This window comes from Dyadobacter psychrophilus, from assembly GCF_900167945.1.
In the GTDB taxonomy this organism is placed as follows: domain Bacteria; phylum Bacteroidota; class Bacteroidia; order Cytophagales; family Spirosomataceae; genus Dyadobacter; species Dyadobacter psychrophilus.
This window is the reverse complement of the sequence record NZ_FUZA01000004.1, coordinates 273,279-294,571: the sequence shown is the minus strand read 5'-3', so window position 1 is coordinate 294,571 and position 21,293 is coordinate 273,279. Positions and strand designations below refer to the sequence as shown.

General features: G+C 46.1%; 17 protein-coding genes. 4 read left to right on the top strand and 13 right to left on the bottom strand.

Going from position 1 to position 21,293, the window contains the following annotated elements:
* Positions 1-6 precede the first annotated feature (6 nt).
* The gene (locus B5X68_RS17200; RefSeq protein ID WP_082215984.1) at positions 7-618 is read left to right on the top strand and encodes a TetR/AcrR family transcriptional regulator; all 612 of its coding nucleotides are present in this window, start codon (positions 7-9) and stop codon (positions 616-618) included.
* Positions 619-620: 2 nt separating this feature from the next.
* Here the strand turns inward: B5X68_RS17200 and B5X68_RS17195 are convergent, their stop codons facing one another.
* From B5X68_RS17195 to B5X68_RS17150, 10 genes are all read right to left on the bottom strand, one after another.
* A complete protein-coding gene (locus B5X68_RS17195) occupies positions 621-1,661 on the bottom strand; it encodes an SDR family NAD(P)-dependent oxidoreductase (protein WP_082215983.1) in 1,041 nt (346 codons plus the stop codon).
* 48 nt (positions 1,662-1,709) lie between these two features.
* Positions 1,710-2,882, bottom strand: a complete 1,173-nt coding sequence (locus tag B5X68_RS17190; RefSeq protein ID WP_082216165.1) for a glucuronyl esterase domain-containing protein — start codon at positions 2,880-2,882, stop codon at positions 1,710-1,712.
* Between the two features lie 65 nt (positions 2,883-2,947).
* The gene (locus B5X68_RS17185; protein ID WP_082215982.1) at positions 2,948-3,364 is read right to left on the bottom strand and encodes a pyridoxamine 5'-phosphate oxidase family protein; all 417 of its coding nucleotides are present in this window, start codon (positions 3,362-3,364) and stop codon (positions 2,948-2,950) included.
* Between the two features lie 188 nt (positions 3,365-3,552).
* Positions 3,553-5,766 (bottom strand): TonB-dependent receptor family protein, encoded by a 2,214-nt coding sequence (locus tag B5X68_RS17180; protein ID WP_082215981.1) that lies wholly within the window; start codon positions 5,764-5,766, stop codon positions 3,553-3,555.
* Positions 5,767-5,790: 24 nt separating this feature from the next.
* Entirely contained in the window at positions 5,791-6,933 is a 1,143-nt protein-coding gene (locus B5X68_RS17175) for a DUF3179 domain-containing (seleno)protein (RefSeq protein ID WP_082215980.1), read from the bottom strand.
* A 110-nt stretch (positions 6,934-7,043) separates the two neighbouring features.
* Positions 7,044-8,267 (bottom strand): MFS transporter, encoded by a 1,224-nt coding sequence (locus tag B5X68_RS17170; RefSeq protein ID WP_229208460.1) that lies wholly within the window; start codon positions 8,265-8,267, stop codon positions 7,044-7,046.
* Between the two features lie 10 nt (positions 8,268-8,277).
* Positions 8,278-11,049 carry a TonB-dependent receptor gene (locus tag B5X68_RS17165; RefSeq protein ID WP_082215979.1) on the bottom strand — a complete coding sequence of 924 codons (2,772 nt, stop codon included), beginning with the start codon at positions 11,047-11,049 and terminating at the stop codon, positions 8,278-8,280.
* A gap of 31 nt (positions 11,050-11,080) precedes the next feature.
* Positions 11,081-11,662 (bottom strand): carboxymuconolactone decarboxylase family protein, encoded by a 582-nt coding sequence (locus B5X68_RS17160; RefSeq protein WP_082215978.1) that lies wholly within the window; start codon positions 11,660-11,662, stop codon positions 11,081-11,083.
* A gap of 30 nt (positions 11,663-11,692) precedes the next feature.
* Positions 11,693-12,250, bottom strand: coding sequence for a carboxymuconolactone decarboxylase family protein (locus B5X68_RS17155; RefSeq protein WP_082215977.1), 558 nt, complete (start codon positions 12,248-12,250; stop codon positions 11,693-11,695).
* Positions 12,251-12,394: 144 nt separating this feature from the next.
* The gene (locus tag B5X68_RS17150; RefSeq protein ID WP_229208459.1) at positions 12,395-12,949 is read right to left on the bottom strand and encodes a hypothetical protein; all 555 of its coding nucleotides are present in this window, start codon (positions 12,947-12,949) and stop codon (positions 12,395-12,397) included.
* Between the two features lie 121 nt (positions 12,950-13,070).
* Here B5X68_RS17150 and B5X68_RS17145 point away from each other — a divergent pair, with 121 nt between their 5' ends.
* Positions 13,071-13,409 (top strand): cupin domain-containing protein, encoded by a 339-nt coding sequence (locus B5X68_RS17145; protein ID WP_082215976.1) that lies wholly within the window; start codon positions 13,071-13,073, stop codon positions 13,407-13,409.
* Here the strand turns inward: B5X68_RS17145 and B5X68_RS17140 are convergent.
* Positions 13,403-14,149: an SDR family NAD(P)-dependent oxidoreductase gene (locus B5X68_RS17140; RefSeq protein ID WP_082215975.1), complete on the bottom strand. Its 747-nt coding sequence runs from the start codon at positions 14,147-14,149 to the stop codon at positions 13,403-13,405. The genes B5X68_RS17145 and B5X68_RS17140 overlap by 7 nt on opposite strands.
* 305 nt (positions 14,150-14,454) lie before the next feature.
* On the opposite strand from B5X68_RS17140, the gene B5X68_RS17135 reads away from it, so the two are divergent.
* Both B5X68_RS17135 and B5X68_RS17130 read left to right on the top strand, forming a co-directional pair.
* Positions 14,455-15,660, top strand: a complete 1,206-nt coding sequence (locus tag B5X68_RS17135; RefSeq protein WP_229208458.1) for a glycoside hydrolase family 2 TIM barrel-domain containing protein — start codon at positions 14,455-14,457, stop codon at positions 15,658-15,660.
* Positions 15,657-18,968 (top strand): glycosyltransferase family 2 protein, encoded by a 3,312-nt coding sequence (locus B5X68_RS17130; RefSeq protein ID WP_082215974.1) that lies wholly within the window; start codon positions 15,657-15,659, stop codon positions 18,966-18,968. Before B5X68_RS17135 ends, B5X68_RS17130 begins: the two co-directional genes overlap by 4 nt.
* 21 nt (positions 18,969-18,989) lie before the next feature.
* Here the strand turns inward: B5X68_RS17130 and B5X68_RS17125 are convergent, their stop codons facing one another.
* Positions 18,990-20,588, bottom strand: coding sequence for a glycoside hydrolase family 26 protein (locus B5X68_RS17125; RefSeq protein WP_141110326.1), 1,599 nt, complete (start codon positions 20,586-20,588; stop codon positions 18,990-18,992).
* 320 nt (positions 20,589-20,908) lie between these two features.
* Positions 20,909-21,241 carry a hypothetical protein gene (locus B5X68_RS17120; RefSeq protein ID WP_082215972.1) on the bottom strand — a complete coding sequence of 111 codons (333 nt, stop codon included), beginning with the start codon at positions 21,239-21,241 and terminating at the stop codon, positions 20,909-20,911.
* Positions 21,242-21,293 lie beyond the last annotated feature (52 nt).

Sequence of the window (21,293 nt, the reverse complement as noted above, 5' to 3'; positions counted from 1 at the left end):
AAAAATATGAATAAATCTGCCGGGACACGCCTGCATATCCTGCAAAAATCATTTGAACTGATCTATAAAAATGGTTTTCAGGCAACCAGCATTGATGCGATCATCGCCTCTACAAATGTGACTAAGGGCGCTTTTTTTTATCATTTCAAAAATAAAGAAGAAATGGGACTGGCCCTGATCTCAGAAGTTTTATCGCCCGGAATGCATGACGCAATGATCAGCCCGTTACAGGCTGCTACTGAGCCATTGGAAGCAATTTATCAGATGATGGAACGCCTTTTATTGCATGATCCGCTTTTCAAAATCGAATATGGATGCCCGGCTGTTAACCTGATCGAAGAAATGGGACCGCTTAATGAATTATTCGGAAATGCACTAAGGGACTTGCTTCTAGCGTGGCAAAATGCCATTCAGCTTGTTCTTAAAAATGCTAAAATATCAGGAAAAGTCGAAGCGCATACAGAGCCGGAACAGGTTGCGATTTTCATAACAGCCGGCTATGGAGGAATACGGAATATGGGGAAAATTTTGGGAAAGGATTGTTATGTTACGTTTTTAACTCAATTCAGGACCTATCTGAACTCGTTGCAACCACGCAATCCTTCCCTAATGCATTAACATTATATCTCATTGTTTTCCAATGCAGCACGGTCGCTGATAGACGCTACTTTGCCCGCTGTTTTTTCGGATTCGCTTTCATGACCTTTCCTGATCACAGCTCTTTCCGGGCCTGATTTTGGCAAAAACCGGTTTGCAATGGAAGTTGCGAAGGATACCAAAGCCGGGTTGGCGCCTTGCAATGCAACGGCCAATTTCGCAGTTTTGGTCAATACAACCTCCGTTTCCCGGTAAGCGATCGCATTAACGATGTCAGTCGCGGCTTGCGCGGCATCCTGTGAAAGCAGCGGTGAAGAGCCTGCAATCTTAAACCAGGCATATTCTGCCTCATGATCTCCTTTAACCGACACATTTCTTGGACTTCCCGTCCGCATCAGGTTTGGGATCACAGTTGTCACGTGGATATTATCCTTTTTTAATTCTGCATGAAGCCCTTCCGACAATGCTACCATCGCAAATTTGCTCACGCTGTAAGGCAAGAGATGCGGCACCGCAACCTTTCCACCAATGGAACAAATGTTGGCGATCCTGCCCTCCTTCTCGTCATGAAAATGGGGCAGCGCGGCTTTGATCATGTACAATGCCGCCCAGAAATTAGTATCCATGGCTGTTTTGTAATCCTCCACATCCATCACATTCTCCGGACCTACGAGCATTACACCTGCGTTATTGATCAGCACATCTATTTTTCCAAACTGAGAAACAGCAGCTTCTATCACACGGGCTGCATCGCGCGGATCGCTTACATCCGCTTTCAGACCCAGCACAATGGAGCCCATTTGCCGGAGTTCCTGCTCGGCGACTTCGATCTGCTCTGCATTCCTCGAACATATCACCAAATTGGCCCCTTTTGCCGCTAACTCTCTGGCCAGCAACAGTCCTAACCCACGCGCTCCACCCGTGATGACGACTACTTTATCCTGAAAATCAAATTTGATCATCTCCCTGTAAAGATGTCTGACAGCAGCAAACACGCCTAAGCCCGCCGCTGCCCATAAAGCTGTCTTCCCTGAAAAGAGTCCTTGATTGCTGTTATTTTTCATAATCAGTAGTTGTTATGATGATTATGAAAGGCTAAAAATTTTATGCCCTTAACGACGGGATCTTACGAGCCTGATAAAATTGCCCCAGTCGTAAGCCGTCAGATCGTGTTCGCCTTCGCGGTTATGGTAAGCCAGCGGCGCATAAGGAACAGGCGCATTGATGGCGGGTGGGTTTGCCGGTAATTTTGATCTCATTCCGTACAGCGCGTACACTTCCTCGGCCTTTTTGAGAGCCAGAAATGTCCCGGTCGGATCGGCCCAAAGATCCTTGGAAGCGTTGGTTGCGTATAAAGGCCGCGGCGCGATTAACGCGATAAGCATATGCTGATCAACGGGTAATTGGTTTTCGTTGGCATTGAATTTCTTGTAATTGTTATTAAACCAATGCGGAAACGTGGTATTGATACGGGTAATTCTCTCACCAAACTGCCGCCTGGCCAATGCTGCGCCCGTGTTCCCGGAGCAATTGGTAACACAAACGGCGAAACGCTGGTCCTGCGCCGCTGCCCATAATGAAGCTTTTCCGCCCCGTGAGTGTCCCACAACAATCACATTTTTCGGATCAATATCTTTATCATTTTCAAAATAATCCATCACCCGCGACGCGCCCCAAGCCCACGCACCAATGGCCTTCATACCATTATCCGCTTCCAGCTGCTCAGGATAAAGCTGCAAAACGCCGTTTATAAATGTGTCCTTATTGTCCGGAGCGAGGTCGCTCACGTGGAAAGCCGCCACGGCATAACCGCTGTCAATGACCATTTCGGCGGGCCAGAAACCGCTTTTTACTTTTCTCGTCGGATCTGTATTTTCCCTTCCGCGGTTATTAATTAAAACAAAAACAGGCGCCGGCTTTTTTGCATGATTAGGAACGAACATTACCACATTAATCTGAACTGACTTCCGGTTCCGGTAAACCTGCACGGCCACTTCCTTGAGCGTTGCTTTGCCATTCATCGCAGCCCTATCCCCGTTTTTCAATGTATAGCGAATGCTATCATAGTCTTTCGGCATTTGCCCGTAAATGTTGTCTTCAAAAAGCCTGAGAATTTCAGGACGCCGCACATCTTCCCACATTTTTTTGCTTTTCACTTCCTGACCCGCGGTCGTTTTCAGCAACGGAGGAAGCACGTAAGCAGGGACTTTCGCCTCGTCATAATTCTGCGCCACGGAAGTTGTAAGGCAAATGAGTAAGAGCAATGCAGTCAGAAGTGAGTTCATAGGAATAAAAAAAAGGATCACATCGAAAACCGACGTGATCCACAAATTAAAGCATTTATATAAAATTATAGCTTTACTTCTCCCTCTTCCTCACCCTGCCAGTATTTTATTCTTTTGGCCTTTACAATAATCATCGCAATGCCGGGTGTATCAAGACCCTCTTCAAACCATTGATCCAGGTCGCTTACCCAATGTTCTTCCATATCTGCACGCTCACGGGTGACTTCGGCTTTTCCCGAAACGGAGATCCAAATGGCCTTTTCCCCCTGGAATGTAAGGTTAACCCCGCTATCCAGCTCAATGTCGCTTACCATCCGGGAGCCTTCCCAGGTGAAGAAATAGGAATTTCCATCGTATTCCACTTCCCCGTTGTTGCTCATCGGCCGCGAAGCCAGTGCTCCGTCGGAGGTTGTGGTGGTAAGCATGCAAAGATCTATATCCTTCATTACTTCGCTTACATCTTTCAAAGTCTTATCTGCCATGATAGTTTGTTGTTTTTGCAATAGCAGATATTAAAATAATGCCAGGCAGATTTGCCCCAGGTTTGGCCTCAGCGGCTCAGGCCCTACCTGGTTTAAAGTGGTTACGAAAGAAGGGATTGAAATGGCTATTATCGTTATGCAGGTTAGGATATTTTTCCAGTCTATATAATTTCGATCCTGTGCTGTAATCAAATCTTAATCCCAAACGAAAGCCCGAAACTGCGACCATCGGAAGTCCATACGCCTGCGCCGGGATACATGGTCGGTCGTTTGGTGAAATATTGTTTGTCGGTAATGTTGTTAATGCCAGCACGCAATGTATAATTTCCGCTGATATGCCATGTTGCATTCAAGTCGAGGAGTCCATAGCCAGGAACTTTGCCTATTGTGCCGTTTGCGGAAGGCTCAACGGTGTTCAGTGGATTGGCGAAGTTGGCGCTTACGTAGCTGTATTGGCAGGTTAGGGATAATTTTTTATACAAAAGCTGCACACCATTGCGGGAAATCCAGGTTGGAACGCCTTCTACTTTATTGCCTGCTACGCTTGTATTTTCACCGTTTACAACCGCATTCCCCTTGATATAACTTGCGTCAAAGTAAGAGGTTGAGGTAAAAATAGAAAGCTCGGTGGGCGTTGTCGATGTGTTGATACGGAATGGTATATATTCAATGTATGCTTCTACGCCGCGTGTACGCGTATCGCCTGTTACGGTGCGCAGAATGTATGCGTTTGCACCTTCCCGCATGGAAACAGTTCCCATTCTGTTGTTGATCAAAACCTGGAAAACACCAATGTCGTAATGCAGATTTTTAGTGCCGCCGCTAATGCCTGCTTCTACATTATAACCGTATGCGTCTTTCAGATTTTTATCCACTTTTTCCAAAACAGATCCGGGGATAATGTCTTTGAACACAACAGGCCGGTATGCCTGTGAAATGCCGCCGTAAATGCGGTTTTGGGCATCCAGCCTGTATTGCGAGCTGATCCCGAAAAGTGGAAAATTGTGTTTGATCTTGTTGGGAAGGTCGCCCGGATCGTAATAACTGATCTTTCCGGTCATGTCCGTTGCCCCGTTCTCATATCGCAATCCCGGTGAAATGGTCCATTTGGGCGTCAGGTAAATCAAGTTTTCTAAAAACAGCGCCACGTTTTTTGTCTTCATATAAAGGTCCCTGCCAAAAGCTGGGTCTGTTAATGTCAGATCAAAATCACTGCCGGTTGTGCCTTTGCCGAGCTGTCTTCTTCGCAGCCTATTTTGCATGATCTGTACACCGCCGGAAAGAACGTTTTTGAAACCGGCAATGTCATAATGGTGTAAAATCCGCAGCTCGGAAGTGAAGCTTTTGAAATTATCAATGTCCACCTGACGCGATTTGTAAGATTTTGTCAACGAGCTGATCGTGTCCGGAACATTGGCGAAAGCATCGAACATGACGCTGTTTCTGGCTCCGTAAACACCCGAATTGGTAAATTTCAGTTGCGTGTCACGGCTAACCTGCCAATCCACAACAACAGATGGAATGTAAATGTCGGGGTTAAAATAGTTTCTCGAACGCGTCGACTGTCGCGGATCGGCGGCGAACATCGCGTCGGTCAGCGGGCCGGGAATCTGGTAAACGTAGGATGAACGCCCCAGCTCCGCTTTGATACGCAACGACTTATTGAATTCATAAGCCAGGCTTGCAAATTGCGATTGTGCATCGGATTTGGCATTTTTTCGGTAACCATCTGAATGTCTTCTTTGGTAATAAGCAGAGTAGACCAATTTCCCAATCTTGCCTCCAACGGCATTGTACGAGCTAAAAAGCCCGAAAGATCCCACGGAATTAATGCTTTCAAAAGAGAATGCTTTGGTTGTATCCGGGCCTTTGGTCACGTAATTGATCATTCCGCCAAATTGGGCGCCATACTGCAATGATGACGTTCCCCTTACCAGCTCAATGCGCTCGATGGATTCCATGGCCGGACTATAATGACTGGCCGGATAACCATACATATCGGAATTGGTAATAACACCATTCTGGCGAATGTTATATTCCCAGGACCGGTGCGGATCAAGACCGCGTGTTGAAATGTTGATCTGATTGCCGCTTCCATCCATATCATAAACAAACACGCCGGGGATTTTTGCAAAGATCTGTCGGCCCGTTTTCTCGGCAATGTTGCCATTAACACCTCCCATTTGAATCACTTCGCTCTTTTTCCCCGCATGAATGTAAGTATTATGCACATCAGGAAGCCGCTCGGTGTGAATTACATTTTTGCGTTCTTCAATGGTCACTTCATTCAGGTCGAGCACTTTTTCGGCGTCCTGTTTTTTGTCTTGATTTTCCTGCGCATATGCGACTCCCAAAGCCCCCAAAAACACAAGCGGCGTAATAAGCGTAGATTTAATGTTCATAATTTAATGTAACTGATTCAAAATTCAATATTGCTGAGTATCAGGATGGAATGTACGCCAACTGTGCCAAAATTCCTGATATGCATTGATACGCAGCAAATTTGCTCCATCGCCTGAAACGGGTTTTCCCAACAGATTATAGGCTCCGTTTTGTGCAAATAATGTATCATTCCGAATGGTAAACTCCTGGCCGAGTTCTTTCTGAAATGCGAAAAAACTCTTGTTATCCGCCGCAATAACGACTGCAACCGGAGTCGACCCAATGCGATCATTAATAACCCGCTCTTTAACCAGCTTATTCCAGTCAAATGCTTTGCTGCTTTTGCCGGCCTGCACGCCTACGATCCACGATTTTTCCTTCCATGCAGTTGTGTCTGTTTTTGTTAATGTTGATTTGCCTTTCCCGGATTCATAGCGGCTCATGGAATCGTATTTGGCCTGATAGATTGGGTCAGGTTGCATGATCTTACTGTTGGGATGCAATTCGAACCATTGTGATACCGTGGTTTGCGTAGTGGGAAGTTCGGGCAGCATTTGGCCCTTTAATGGTCCGGCTATGGCCTCGCCGTTCGCTTGCCTCCACCAGCTTCCGGTGTTTTTGTCTTCAAACATCGCATTGAAATGGTCCATTCCCACCAGCCTGAACTCATCCGGTTTTCCTTCTACAACTGGCTCAAAAACCCTTCCGGTGCGGCAAACCGTGCAGTAAGTCACGATTACAGGCTTTCCGCCCAGGACATCGCGTACCTGGTGATGATAACCAATAAATTGAATAGGATATGCTTTGGCCTCACCGTTGGCCTCCACGCCAATCACGAGCCGGTCGTCCTTTACTTTGTTTTGGGAAGCATTATACAAAATCACTTGCGAAGGTTGATAGAACATGGTGTCCGCCGCCATTTCATAATTTGTGCCGTAAGTCACTGCTCCTGCAACCATGAGCAAAATTATCGTGATCCATTTTCTTTTTCCTGCCATGGAAGTTGTGCAGCCGGCAATGATCATCAGCCAGAACAAAATCCGGAATGCCCATCGCCAGGTATGGAGAAAATAGGCAATTTCAATGCTGTTCATCCGCTGGCTGCCGGGCATTGGCATGATGAAATACACTTTTGCTATCTCGTAAAGGATAATACCCGCAACGCCCAGGTAAAATAATGTTCTCATAAATGGGAGGTTCTGAATGTATGTATCTGTTATAGTTTAAGAAAAAAGAAACGGATTCGCCATATGGCAAATCCGTTTGCCTAATTATTAACCTATGATAATATACTAACTTATTTGCTTCTGGCAGTGACGATTAGCGCCACCAGGAACGGGATCGTGAATACGAGCAGCGCGTTCCCGAAACCACCCAAAACTGCCACGAGAGATCCGATAAAAAACACCGCCGTGGCCGTAAAGAACCGTCCTACATTAAAGCAAAAGCCCGTCGCCGTTCCCCGGATCGAAACCGGGAACAACTCAGGAATATAACTTGACAAAGCGCCCTGGCTGATCCCAAAACAGAAAGCCAGCACGGCTGTTTCTATGTAAATGATGTTTGAAAATGTGCTGTTGGTCAAAAACAGAATGCAGCACATTACCAGGCAAGTGCCGAATGTGACCATTAGTGTGGTTTTTTTGCCAAATTTATTGACCAGCATGCCTGAGAAAATCCCACCCGTAATCCCGCCTATGCCCAGCAGGATCATCACGAGTCCCCGCTCCTTCTGCCCATCCTGACCCGTTGCCAGCAATGTTTGCACCCAGGTTGGAAGCCACGAGAAAATCCCCCAAAGCCCTATCAGCACGGAGCCGAAAATCAGCGAGCCGGAAAGCAAATTGGCCCGGTTGCTTTCAAAAAATAATCCTTCCGGCTTTTTAGTGTAAGTTTTGGTCAAACGCCATTTGTCCGATTCAGGCAGCAGGAAAAACACCAGCACAGCTATAATCACTGGAATGACGCCCACAGTAAAAGCGCTTCTCCAATCCGAAAAAATCAAGTTCAGACTGCCTGTTGTAACAATGCCAACAGGAAAGAATACGGCCAGAATTCCGAGCATAACCGCTTTATTTTTGTCTTGCCAAATCTCCGAAATGTAAACCGTTGTGATCAGCAAAACGCCGCCTATGCCCATCCCGGCGAAAAACCGCAATGCCACCAGGCTATACCAATCCGTCACGATGGTAACCAAACAAGTGGAAATGCCATAAAGCCCGATCACTAATGTTAAAGATTTTACGCGCCCGATGCGGTCGCTCACAAAGCCGAACAATAGCCCTCCGACCATCCAGCCATACAGGAATATCGCATTCACATAAGCGCCGATCTCCCCGAGTTCTGCCTGGGAAACCGCTTTTCCTGTAAGTTCAGGAATGGCAACCGGTAAGTAAACCGACATTAATGTGGAAACCGTCCCGCTCAGCATGTAACTCACTACGCATAAGCCAAATGCGAGCCATTTCGAGTCCGTCCTCTTTTCTTCCAGATTGGTCAATTCCAATATTTCCATGTTCATAAAGCTGCTGTTATCTGAAAAGCTGATCAAAATTGAGACTCACATAATACAAGCCGCCGACTGCCGGCGAGCCGTATGCCTGGACGATATATTGGTTCGTCAGATTGGAAGCACCCAGTTTCACGATCGTTTTGAGGCTTGGAATGCGATAGCTGATTTGCGCGTCCAGCAGGTTGTAACTTTTAACTTTGCCAGGTTGCATTTCGGTAAATGTGCCATACCAGTCAAAGCTGCTTTGCCAGTGCCAGGCCACATTAAAACCGATTTTTTCGGTCAGTTTCGCATTCCCGAAGATGAGGTTGGTTTTCCATTCCGGCGTGTTGAATGCGGGAACATTGTTTTGATCTGCATCGCCAATGTTGAAGTCGATCCAGGTTGTATTCGCGCTGATCTTGTAGTTTTTGGGAAGCGTATAAGTTAGTCCCGCGCTTACGCCTTGAATGGAAACTTTATCCGCTGCATTGGTATAAAGCTGGAAAAGCTGTCTGTCGGCTCCAAGCAATTCGGCAGCCGCAGCAGGATTCACTTTTCCGTCCGGCAACAGAATGTCTGACTTCGCTCTCGCCACGACCGTATTGATCATAAAATCAGTGTATTGACTGTAATAATAATTGATATCAAACAAGAGTTTTTTGGAGATAACCGCCTTGTAACCAAACTCATAGCTCTTCACTTTCTCTGATTTGATATAAGGCACATTGGATTTCACGAGCTTGTCCTTGTTGTTGGCAACAGCTTGTGGAAATGGCGTTCCTTTTGCCATATCCGCCCCGAATGCACTTGCGAACGCACCGAAAGAAGCGATGGTAACCGAATTTTCGTAAGCATTCAAACCCGCAGAGTTCACCGGCGCACCGCCGAGAATGATGATCGGGCCTACATTAAGCTTAATGTATTGATCGCCAATGGTTGGGTTACGGAAACCGGTTTGATAAGACGCCCGGAAATGGTGGTTTTCATTGGGCGAAATAACGGCCGAAGCGCGTGGCGTAAAACGGCCGTCAAAGTTCTCATTCTTGTCATAACGGCCAGAAACCGTCAGCTTCAAAACATCTTTCCAGAACGATTTGGAAGCCTGTGCAAAAACGCCGTATTCTTCATTTGTGAGGTTTTTGTCTTTATCATCAAACAATGTCCCGCCCGTGTTGAGATAATATTTGCGGAAATTGCCGCCCACCTGGAAATTGATAAATTTCAATGCAGAACTGAAATCGTACATGCCTTCCATATGTCGCAAACTGCATTCGCTCAGGATTCCCGCTCCCGCAAGCCCACGCGTCTGGATCAGGCGATCTTTGGCCGATTCGTATTCACCGGACCCCGGCATAATGCGTCCCTGATCTGCAAAAGCCCGTGCTATGGAATGATCTTTCCCGCCCACGGAGGCAATGGCACCATTGTAAGCAGCCGTGTATCTTTCAAACCAGGTTGCATCCGCCTTATCCGGCGAAACTGTATTTCCAGCCAGATCTTTCACCCATGTTCGATTGATCTGCTGGCCCAAAGCACGGGTGTTATAAGAGTTTGTCGAACGCTCCTGATTGGAATAAGCACGCACATAAAAGTTGCTGCCCCGCAGTTCTAACCTGTGCTGAATGAATTTGAAATCATTGATCACGAAGCGGTTACTGCCTGTATACTGCGCTGTTCCCTGATTAAAATTGCCCTGATAAATGGCTTCCAGCTTGTCCGTAATGCGGTAATGCAATGCGCCGAGCATTTTGAGGCTGTAAACGCCGTAAGTCGCCAGATCTTTTTCTTCATAACCGGTTCGGGAAACGCGTCCAATGTTCGGGATCGTTTGCGCCACCTCGTCGCCATAAATGTTCAGCGCGTTTCTGCCTGGATTGTTCGGACCGCGGTTTGCAGCTGGTGTGTTCGGGTCAATGTCCGTGTAATCATTTGCATACCAATCCGTTCCTTTGAGATAACTCGCAGCGGCTTTGAAGGCAAACTTGTTGTTAAATGCTTTGGCATAACGAACGGCCAGGTCGTACATGGGTTTTGCTCCCATGCCTGTTCCGTCGCCGATGTGGTTGACACCGAATTTCGTTTGCGCGCTTAATCCCTGATATGCAAATGGATTTTTGGTGCGTGTGTTAAGCATGCCGTTGAAAGCAATCGGGCCGTATAATGCCGAGGCCGCTCCTGGAATAAGTTCTGCACTTTCCACATCAATGTCGTGCGGGCCAAAAAGATTGCCCATCGCAAAACCCAGTCCGGAAGGCTGATTATCAACGCCATCCACCAGTTGCAGGAAACGGCTGTTACCCGTTGTGTTGAATCCTCTTGTGTTAATTTGTTTGTAAGTAAGGCTGCTGGTGACCATATCCAGCGATTTCATATTGACCAATCCATCAAAATAATTGGCAGAAGGCGTTTGCTGAACTGCGCGCAGATCCATTTTTTCAATGCTCACCGGAGAACGTAAAATGCTCTCTTCCACCCGCGATGCTGAAACCACAACCTGGTTAAGCTCTTCGGCAGCCGGCACAAGATTCACATTAATCGCCTGAGCAGAAGCAACTTCCACTTCCTGACGCGCATAACCGATCAGCGAGATCACCAGCGTCGCAGGAACATTGGTTTTTAATTCAAAGAATCCATCTGCATTCGTAATAGCGCCTGTATTTTTTCCCTTAACCGACACCGAAACGCCCGAAAGCGGCTTTTGACTATCATTGTCGATAATGTGACCGGAAAGCTGCGTGGATTGTGCCAATGCGTTTTGCATGAAAAACACGCAGAGAAAGGATAGCAAAAAATGTAAAGTTCTTTTCATATAAACCTGTTTCAAGAGGGTTGCTAATGTTTTATTGTTGCTGCTGTTGTTGCTGGTGTTTCAAATGGTCGTAACCATTCGCCAGTCTGTTATAACCATTATCGACGAGACGCTGGCCGAGGCCTTGATAAAATTCAGGATTGGAAGGCGCAACGGTGGCCATTCCGTCTACATAGCGGTTGTACAGGCAAAACAGGGCTGCGATCAGGACTGTGTCGTGGATTTCAATGTCGGTTGCGCCATGACTTTTCGCGTCTGCGATGGCTTCTTTGGTGACCGCTTTCCCGAGCACCTGAACTTGTTTGGCAATTTTAAGTAAGGCTTTCATTTTGTCGCTTACCGGCGCGGCGTCAATGTCCTGCTTCATGATTTCGCAGGTTTCGGTGTTGCCGATCAGCAAATCGGCGGCGGCAGTGTGCGCGGCCGTGCAGAATTTGCATGCATTATTATGCGAAACGATTGTTGCAATCAACTCCCTTTCGCCGGGCGTTAATGTGGATTCGCCCCGCAAAAGGAATTGCGTCAGCTCGCGGATCGGCGCGGCAGTTTCCTTGTTGTATTCGAGCAGACCTGTTATTCCCGGCAAATGTTCCGGCAATGGGATATGTGGCATTGCTATGTTTTGAAAATGATTTTGGAAAAATTATTCAGCTGCCTGCGTAACGGCATGAATGTAACCCTGGAAGGCCATACGTTGCCCCATTGCACGGTAATCCTCGTTTTCCTGAGGCGCCCAGGTACCCAGTCCATCCACATAGCGGTTGAACATGCAGAATGATGCTGCAATCAAAACCGTGTCGTGGATTTCGCGGTCGATGGCTCCTTCGGCACGAGCCGCGGCAACGTCTTCTGCCGAAACTTCCTTCCCGCTTTTCTGCACTTTGGCCGCTATACGATGCAATGCACGCAGTTTTGGGGTGACAGGAATTTCCTGAAAACCATTTCGGATGTCTGCGATTTGTTCCAGATCACACGACAAATGCGCCATTGCAGCCGAAGCATGCGACATATGGCAAAACGTGCAGTCGTTGAGGTGGGAAACGTAAGCGGCAATGAGTTCGCGCTCGCCACTGGTAAGTGGCGACTCGCCTCTCAGCAGCGTGTCGGCAAGCCAGCGAAGCGACGAAGCCGTTTCGGGACGGAAATTGAATAAGCCGACGATCCCGGGAAGGGATTCATCCGGCAATGTGATATGCGCCATTTGGAAAAAATCTGTTGTAGTAAAAAGATTTCTTCTCCTGATTCAAATTGAACGAAATAGCTAACAAGCGCTGATTTTCAGTTCAAGCTGAACACAACATTTCGATGGAAATGCGGTCAAAAAGGAGAAAATGAAATTATGTTACTAAGCCAGATCGGGTGGCGGCGAAGGAATGGTAAATTGTCTTTCTGAAAAATGAAGCTGCACCTGTGAAACGGCAACTTCCTGGGCTGGCGCCCATTCAAGCAAATAAAACACATGTTTCCTGTCCTGGGACATGTATTCTTTTACAAAGTTCTTGAGAATGTTGGAATGCTGATCTTTCTGCTGATCACTTGCATTTCCAGTAACCTGATCGTTAATTTTTGAAGCAAGGTCGCTGAACTTTTCGCGTGCAGTCTGGTCGTATTCGCAATGCACATACATCGTGTCGTTGATCAGCTGGCGGCTTTTCATCTGATAATATTGGCCTTCATGCAAAATCTGGCCTTCTACTTGCTCCGGTGCATCCCAGTTGGTCTGATAGGGAACCGCAACGGGCACTTTAATCACAATGTCCTGCGAATTGTCCGACTGCTGAATAAGGTCTTTGCCGCGCTCGCTGATGGTGTGCGTTTCTTCCGACAGGTAAACTATCGAATAGCCCACCATGTTGTAAAGCAGCAACCCCAAAAGCAATATGGATAAAATCCTGCGCAATGTTGTAATATTAAAATTCGGTCGGAATATGCAAATGTATAAAAAGCAATAGGAATAGCAAACAGCTCATTGCGTTTTGATTATTTTTAAATTCCATTTTCAAGCTTATTCAAACATTACTATGCCTTTTGTTAATTTTAATACCAATAAACACGTGAAAATCTGGGACGGCATCCACGGAACGCTCTCACACTCAGACAAAATGACTTTCGGCCATTTCACGATTGATAACGGCACCGTTCTGCCCGAACACAGCCACCACCACGAGCAATGGTGCCATGTGCTGGAAGGTGAGCTGGAATTTGACATTAATGGCGAAAAAATGCTTTTGACAAAAGGCATGACCGCTTACATTCCTTCGCACGCACCGCATTCCGCTGTTGCCCATACGCAATGCAAAGTGATCGATTGCTTTACGCCGGTTCGAGAAGATTTTATTGAGCTGGAAAAAAATCAGTAAGTGGCCCTTCCTCCCGAAAGGTCGAATGTAAAGCCGGTGGTAAAACTGTTCTCTGCGGAAACAATGAACGCGGCCATATTCGCGGCTTCTTCGAGCGTTCCGCAGCGTCGCATGGGAATTTTGTCCGTCATGTATTTCACCTGCGTATCTGGCATAGCGTGCACGAGAGGCGTTTCAATAACAGCTGGCGCCAATGCGTTAATCGTTATCCCGGTCTCTGCATATTCTTTTCCCTGCACTTTGGTCATGCCGATAACAGCGGCCTTGGAAGCAGAATAGGCCAGCATCCCTGCATTTCCCTCCTTGCCGGCAATGGAGGCAATGTGCAAGATCCGGCCGTAGTGATTGGCCAGCATGTACGGCAAAACGGCTTTCGAAGTGTAAAAACTGCCCATGAAATTGATATCAAACACTTTTTTAATGTTGTCCGTGTTCACTTCGTGACTTTTCACATTTGTAGCGCCCGTAATGCCTGCGCAATTAATCAGAATGTCAACTTTCCCAAAACGTCCGATGACCTGTTCCACAGCCTTTTCCACCATTTCCTGATCGGTAACGTCAACGCTGACAAACTCTTCCTTGTCGGGATTACCAATAAACTCTTTCCGAAGGGCTGCGGTGTTTAAATCAAACAGGCCTACAAAAGCCCCCTCATTTAACAATTTATGGGCAATCACGAGTCCTAAGCCGGAGGCAGCTCCTGTAATAATTGCAACTTGTGAATTGAAACCGGTTTGCATGGATTTTTTATGAACGTTAAGTAAATGGCGTTGAGCCAAAGTCAAAAGCAATTCGTAACTGCTTTTTAACTGTTTAATTAAAATAGGAGTTACAACAATTATGATAAGCACAACGCTTTTATATTTAACTGTTTTTCCGTTATTTAGCTCTTTCTCTATCTCGGTCGTTCCCCCTTTTCACCCGTCTCTTCATTTTGCCAGGAAGAAATATTGTTTTTAAAACCATCTATTGTTGCTTATGGGGAATATTGTTCCTTTCCGGCTGTACGCGCGAAAGGGACCGGTCATATGCAAAAGTGCAGATTGTGAAAGCCGGAGGCGGTTATAGGATTTTGCGAAACAGAGAAACGTTCCTTATTAAAGGCGCTAGCGGTGACACTCATTTTCGAAAACTGGCACAATCGGGAGGAAACTGTTTGCGGATCTGGGACACTACCAACCTGATGCAGGTGCTGGACAGCGCTCATGCAAATAACATTGCCATCATTGCAGGACTTCCCATCCAGAATAGCGATCAAATGTCGCTATATGATAATCCTGACAAGACTGCGCAACAACTTTCTGCATTTAAGTCGCTGGTTAACAGACATAAAAATCATCCTGCGCTTCTGATGTGGTGCGTCGGCAATGAGCTTGATTTTCCTTCCAAGCCTGCCTATAACAATTTCTATAAAGGATTCAATGCGCTTACCGACATGATTCGCAGCACCGATCCGGATCACCCGATCACCACAACTGTCCTTAATTTCAATACCAAATACATTGCAAACATCAAATTACGCTGCGATATTGATGTCATTTCATTCAACATTTTCAACCTGCTGGATTCATTTCGAGACGACCTGAAAGCTATTTCCTGGTTTTGGGACGGGCCCTATATGCTTCTTGAATGGGGAACGGACGGCCCCTGGACAGGAAGTTTGCAGACGGCCTGGGGTGCTTTCATAGAACATCCAAGCAAAAAAAAGGCCGACGTTTATCTGCGGCGTTACCAGGAAAAAATGCCCGTCGAAGATCCCCGGTTCCTGGGAAGCTTTGCCTTTTTTTGGGGTAATAAGCAGGAAACCACAAATACCTGGTTCAGCATGTTTGATGAGTCTGGGGCTGCTTCCGAGCCTGTGGCTATCATGCAGTATTTATGGACCAATCAGGCTGTGAAGGAACATTATCCCGCCGTTAAATACATGCTTCTCAATAAAAAAGGGGCCGCCGATAATGTGATGGTAAATCCGGGGGAAGCTCTTGACGGTCAGGTGGTAATGTTTAATTCGGACAGCATTAAATCAGTCGAATGGAAAATATTCCGAGAGGATTGGTATAAAAAAAATCATCAGAACAGCACAAAAGAACTGGCTGCGATCGACAGTCTTTACAGCGAAGGAAGGTCGTTAACCACACGCTTCCAGTCACCTTCGGAGGAAGGGCCATATCGGATTTTCGCTAAAATTTCAGGCAAAAATGGCAATTTCGCCACTTGTAACACGCCATTTTATGTGGTGAGCGACAAATGAAAAGGATATCCGTCAAGCCTCCTACCCGTATAGAGCGGATCACCCTGCACATCATGATTGTGATCGGGTGCGTGGCGATCGCCTTTTTCCTCAATAGCGTATTTGCCAAATCTGTCAGAGGTTATGCACCACTTTACTGGATGCTGCTCACAACATTTGTTTTTAGTTGCCTGAAACTGCTTTACGAATGGTATCATTATCTGCACATTATCGTTCCCAAAACGCCTCCGTTCGTCCGGGATTTTACGGTTGACATATTCACAACATTCTGTCCAGGAGAACCTTATGAAATGATCATTGAAACGCTTACAGCTATTAAGGCGATCAATTATCCGCATGAAACCTATCTCTGTGATGAAGCTGACGATGCTTATCTTAAACAAGTTTGCAAAGATCTTGGTGTGCACCACATTACCCGCACGGATAAGAAAGATGCAAAAGCAGGGAACATCAACAACGCGTTGCGGCAGTCATCCGGCGAATTATGCGTCGTCCTGGATCCCGATCATGTTCCTTTTCCGGAGTTTCTGGACCCTATCGTTTCGCATTTCAATAACCCCGAAATTGGCTATGTGCAGGTCGTGCAGGCTTATAAAAACAGCAACGAAAGTTTGATAGCGAAGGGCGCGGCACAGCAGACTTACCAGTTTTACGGCCCCATGATGATGACCATGAACAAGTATGGGACCGTCCTGGCCATTGGTGCAAACTGTACATTTCGTCGCACGGCGCTCGATTCCATTGGCGGACATGCTGCCGGCCTCGCAGAGGATATGCATACATCCATGCAACTGCATGCGAAAGGCTGGAAATCGGTATATGTGCCCGAAGTCTTAGCGCGCGGACTTGTCCCTTCCACATTATCAGCTTATTATAAACAACAATTAAAATGGTCGAGAGGAGTTTTCGACTTGCTGGTTCATGTTTATCCCAAGCTTTTCAGCCAATTTACCTGGCGACAAAGATTACATTATGGCCTCATCCCAATGCATTATTTGTCGGGAATCATCTTTTTGATCAATTTCCTGATCCCGATAATATCGCTCTTTTTCGGCCTGAGCCCCATGCAATTCGACATATTTGACTTTGGCCAGGCAGTGTTTCCATTGATCACAGCCCTTGTCCTGATCCGGCATTTCGTGCAATGGTGGGTCATGGAAGACGACGAAAGGGGTTTTCATATGGTCGGAGGATTGCTGTTGATCGGGACCTGGTGGATATTCATACTCGGCCTTGTTTATACTATTATTGGCAAAAAAGTGCCGTACGTCCCAACGCCCAAGGACGGAAATGAAGCGAACAACTGGCCGCTTAACATCCCAAACCTGATTATCCTTGCCCTTTCCATTGCGGCAATCGCCTATGGATTGCTTACCGACTGGAATCCGTACAATTTGATCATGGCGGCTTTCGCGGCGCTGAACTGCTTTTTTATGTGTTTTACAATCGCGGCAAGCAGGCAGCAACAATTCAGGATACTGCGTTCACACCATCCGTTGCTCGATGCCGCAATGAAAAGGCTGAAAGTGCTCAAAGGCCTTTTATGGATTTTCAGGCACCATCTTTACACAGGATTGCGGAACACGGCCATGGTGATCACCATTTTGTTGCTGTCTATCTGGATTTATAATGCGAGATTCGACTTGCTGCCTGGCGAGATTATCAGGCACGCCGACAAGAAAACAGATATTCCGCTGCGCTTCTTCCCCATTGCCATTACATGGAAAAATGATACGCATATCAAGTTGCCAATGCCGCAAGTGGACTCAGCTTATCAAGCCGGACTCTATCCGGTTCTCAATTTGAACATTGCAGAAGATGCGTTTTATGAAAACATCTTAAATGGCAGTTCTGACACACGAATGATAGAGTTAGCAATGCAACTTAAAGCGCTGCATCGCCCCGTTTTTATACATTTTGCCTCAATGGTCAGCAATGCTGCAACACGGGACAGTACAAAAGGAATTGCCCCTGAACAATTCGGGGAGGCCTGGAAACATCTAAACGGGTTATTTAATGATCATGGAGCATATAATGTAGTCTGGATGCATCATGTGTGGGCGCCTGAGGGTTTTGACACCTATAATCCCAGTGAATCCTCTCATGATCAAAACCAAAAAGTCGTTTCCAGAACAGCGGTTCCAAAATTATCTGTTTTTCCTCAACCGGTGAAGCCTGCCGCTCAGGAAGGCACATTTTTCAAAGACACAAAAGGCATTAATTACCTCAAAGGAGCGGGTTGGGCGAAAAGCTACCGGGCTTTTAAGAAAAAGGAGCTTCTGGAAGATTTTGCAGAAATGAAGAAAATTGGGATTAACACAGTCAAGGTTTATGGGCCAAGTTTTTATGATCACAACATTCTGAAAACCGCCAAAGAGCAGAATCTGAGCATCCACTATGGCTTCTGGGTCTCGGATACATTGAATTTCAGTTTTGATAAGGAGACACTCGCAGCCGTTTCAAAGTCGATCATCAGTACTGTTCAAAAACACAAGGATAATGAACGAATCGTTGCCTGGAATATCGGGAACCCGGTTTTTCAAAAAATTGCGCATCATTATCAGCAGCCCATACTGATGTATCAACGGGACAGTTACCTGATCTGGTTGCAGAATTTGATTAAAAAAATGAAGGAAGTGGATCCAAGTCGACCGGTGACCATCGACGTGGAAGCAACGGAATCAATGCCTGAACTGGTTAAGAGAATACAAACAGTAATCCCGGAAATTGCTTCTTATGGTTTGATAATCAATGACAATACTGATTTCCAATACAAAGAGCTGGATTTCCCCCACTTCATAAGTTACATGGGCGTTCCCGCTTATCAGCAGCTTGAGGAATTTTCCGGTGGTGTTTTTATATCCAATTGGCAGGATACACAATCATCTGATCGCGTTAGCTTTGATGCATTGAAAGATCAGACCGGAAGATATAAAAACACTTTTTTCAAACTTGCATCTGTCTGGAATCATGGCAGGGCGCCGGGCATAATTCCAAAAGTCAGGATTTTAAAACCGGCAACAGGAATATTCCCCGACCTTTCACTTGACTTCCACGCAATCATTCAGCAAAACGGACAATGGATTCTCGCCAATAAATCATCCGCAGACCTGACTTTTGAATGGAAATTGGTACAAATAGATTATCTAACAAATCCGCTCGCCATAACCGAGCTCGGAACCGGGCCGGACGTGACATTGCAGATTCCTTACAGTCCGGAAAGTTACCGGCTTTATTTGTTCGTGATGAAAGGCGAAACGATTCTGGACGTTGTCAACTCTCCGCTTAACACGCCCCTGTCACCGTAATCGCACCGGAATATTTCAATGTTACTCCTGTAATGCATCCACAAAACCGCTGAAAGTCGCTTTGCTAAGGCTCCAATCAGGTGCTGGAATGTCCCCCCAGACTTTTGGGTTATCTTCAAGATTAAAATAACAAACTCCGAAAATCTCTTTGTGCGTATTGATAACGCGTGCCGCATTTTTCATCCATTTTGCCTGATATTCCTCCCGCCCCTTCACCCCGAATTCGGTCACAAAAATTGGCTTGCCAGTGAAGCGCATCCGGTGATTCTTTCGATTATATATGGATTCAAATGATTCTTGCTTCTCGGGGTCCGTAATGCCTTTATCAGGCAACCCGTAAATGGCGATACTGACGTAGTCAACATACTTTGCACCGGGCCACCATTCCATAGAGCCACGGTCTCCAGCGGGACCCCAGACCTTTTTAATATTTTTTCCATTTGATTTATTAAAATCCATAAAATACCGAAAAGCCTTAATGTAAAGCACCGGATCCTGGCTTTGCCAGGCATAGCGATGAATAGGGATTTCCATTTCGTGTGCAAACCTCAGATACACTGTCTGCTTACTATTGCCAATAACACGGTAAATCTCACTGAACTCTGCATCGTAAACGCCGTTGATGACATTCAGAAGGACACTCGAATCTTTACGTGACTTGTTGTCCCGCCAGGGTTCAATGCTAACGATTGCATCGTGCTTGCGTGCAGCAATCGCATTTAACCCTTGCTCAAACTGTCCGCTCTGCACACTCCCTAAATCCACAAAAATGTGCTCGACACCCACCAGCCCGGATTTTACAATTATCTCTTTGGGATCGTAAACACCGACAAGTGGCTTCGAAGTCCTTGCATTGTTCGCCAGAGCGTTACCATTATCGAAGTCGGAATACAAAATGACCGCTTCCTTCTTTGTTTCGTTGATTGCCTTTGTAAGTTGTGTTTTAAGATCCTCGTCTTTTTGCAAATCACCTGCTGCGAGCACCAGGATGGGCTTATCGGCCACCCGCATTCTCTGTATCTTGCGTTTCAAGTTTGTATACAAATCTTTCACATCAGGAAATGCTGTTGACTCTTTTTCAGACTTGCCATTGAGCATGATCGTCATGAAGTCCACGTTTTCGCTCCCGGGATAGTATTCGTCCGCTCCCGGGTAACCCGCTGCTCCCCAAACGATCTGAATACCGGGAAAAGCCTTTTTTGCTTGTTTGGCAAAATGATTGAAAGCTTTAATGTAGTCCGCAGGAGCCTGATATTGCCAGGGATAAATTTTTACCGGAACTTCCATTTCAGGATTCCAGCGCACATAGACCTTTTTTCCGGACACTTTTAATGCTTCGCAAAATGCATCAATTTTTGCGTCGTAATCGCCATCCAAAACCTCGCTAAGCACATTTTCGGATGTCGCAGCTGCCTTCCTGCCCGGCATCTCAACCGTGATCAGCAAATTTTGGGCATTGCCAAAGTCTGAAACCAGCTTTTTCAACTTTTGCTTATCAACAGACTTATCGAGCTGGCAGGAAACGTGCGTAAAAGAGTCGGAACCGAGATCAGGAAATTGATTGTTCCTGTCGAAAATACCGACAACCGGCTCGCTGAAATTGGGTTCTCTGCTATCCATTGACGGGGCATTTGAAAAAAAAGAGCTCTTTAAAAAAAGGAGAACCAATCCAATTAGAAGGAGTCCGGCAATCAGAACAACAACTTTTGAGTTTTTCATTTACAGCCCGACTATTTTGCGAAAAGGCTGAATTTAAAACAAAATCTGTCCTAATGCTTAGTTTAATTGTAGCAGGCCTTGAATGTATAAAAGCGGACGAAACAACTTCATTTGAAATGATAGTTATTTGCCCGCTTTATAAGTGAAAATCCGAAGAGAAATTGATTTGCACCGAAACTGTGGTGGTCCTTTTTTGCAAACCATAAAAAGTGATTGAGTGTTTATACCAACTCCCTTTCAAATTGCAGACCTATGTGGGCTGCCGGGAAACTCAATACAGCATTAAATTCATTAACTGCCTGATTTACCTGCCTCTGGGAAATCCCACTGTATTCCAAGACTAGCAACTTCGCTTGCTGAGGCCCCAGTCGCTTCAATTTCCAAAACTGCGGATGATTGATGCCGATTGGTGCGCGAAAATATTTTTCCTTCGGTTCCCTGATCAATATTTCGTATTCGGTGCTGCGTTGCGGATTGTCGTGCAGAAAGTAACCTTTTACTATGACTTTGACTTCTCGTCCGCTTTTTAACTGAAAAATTTTCTCGTGTATCATGACTGGCTTTGTTTAAGAATTTTCGGAATGGGTTGACGTGGTTATACATCAA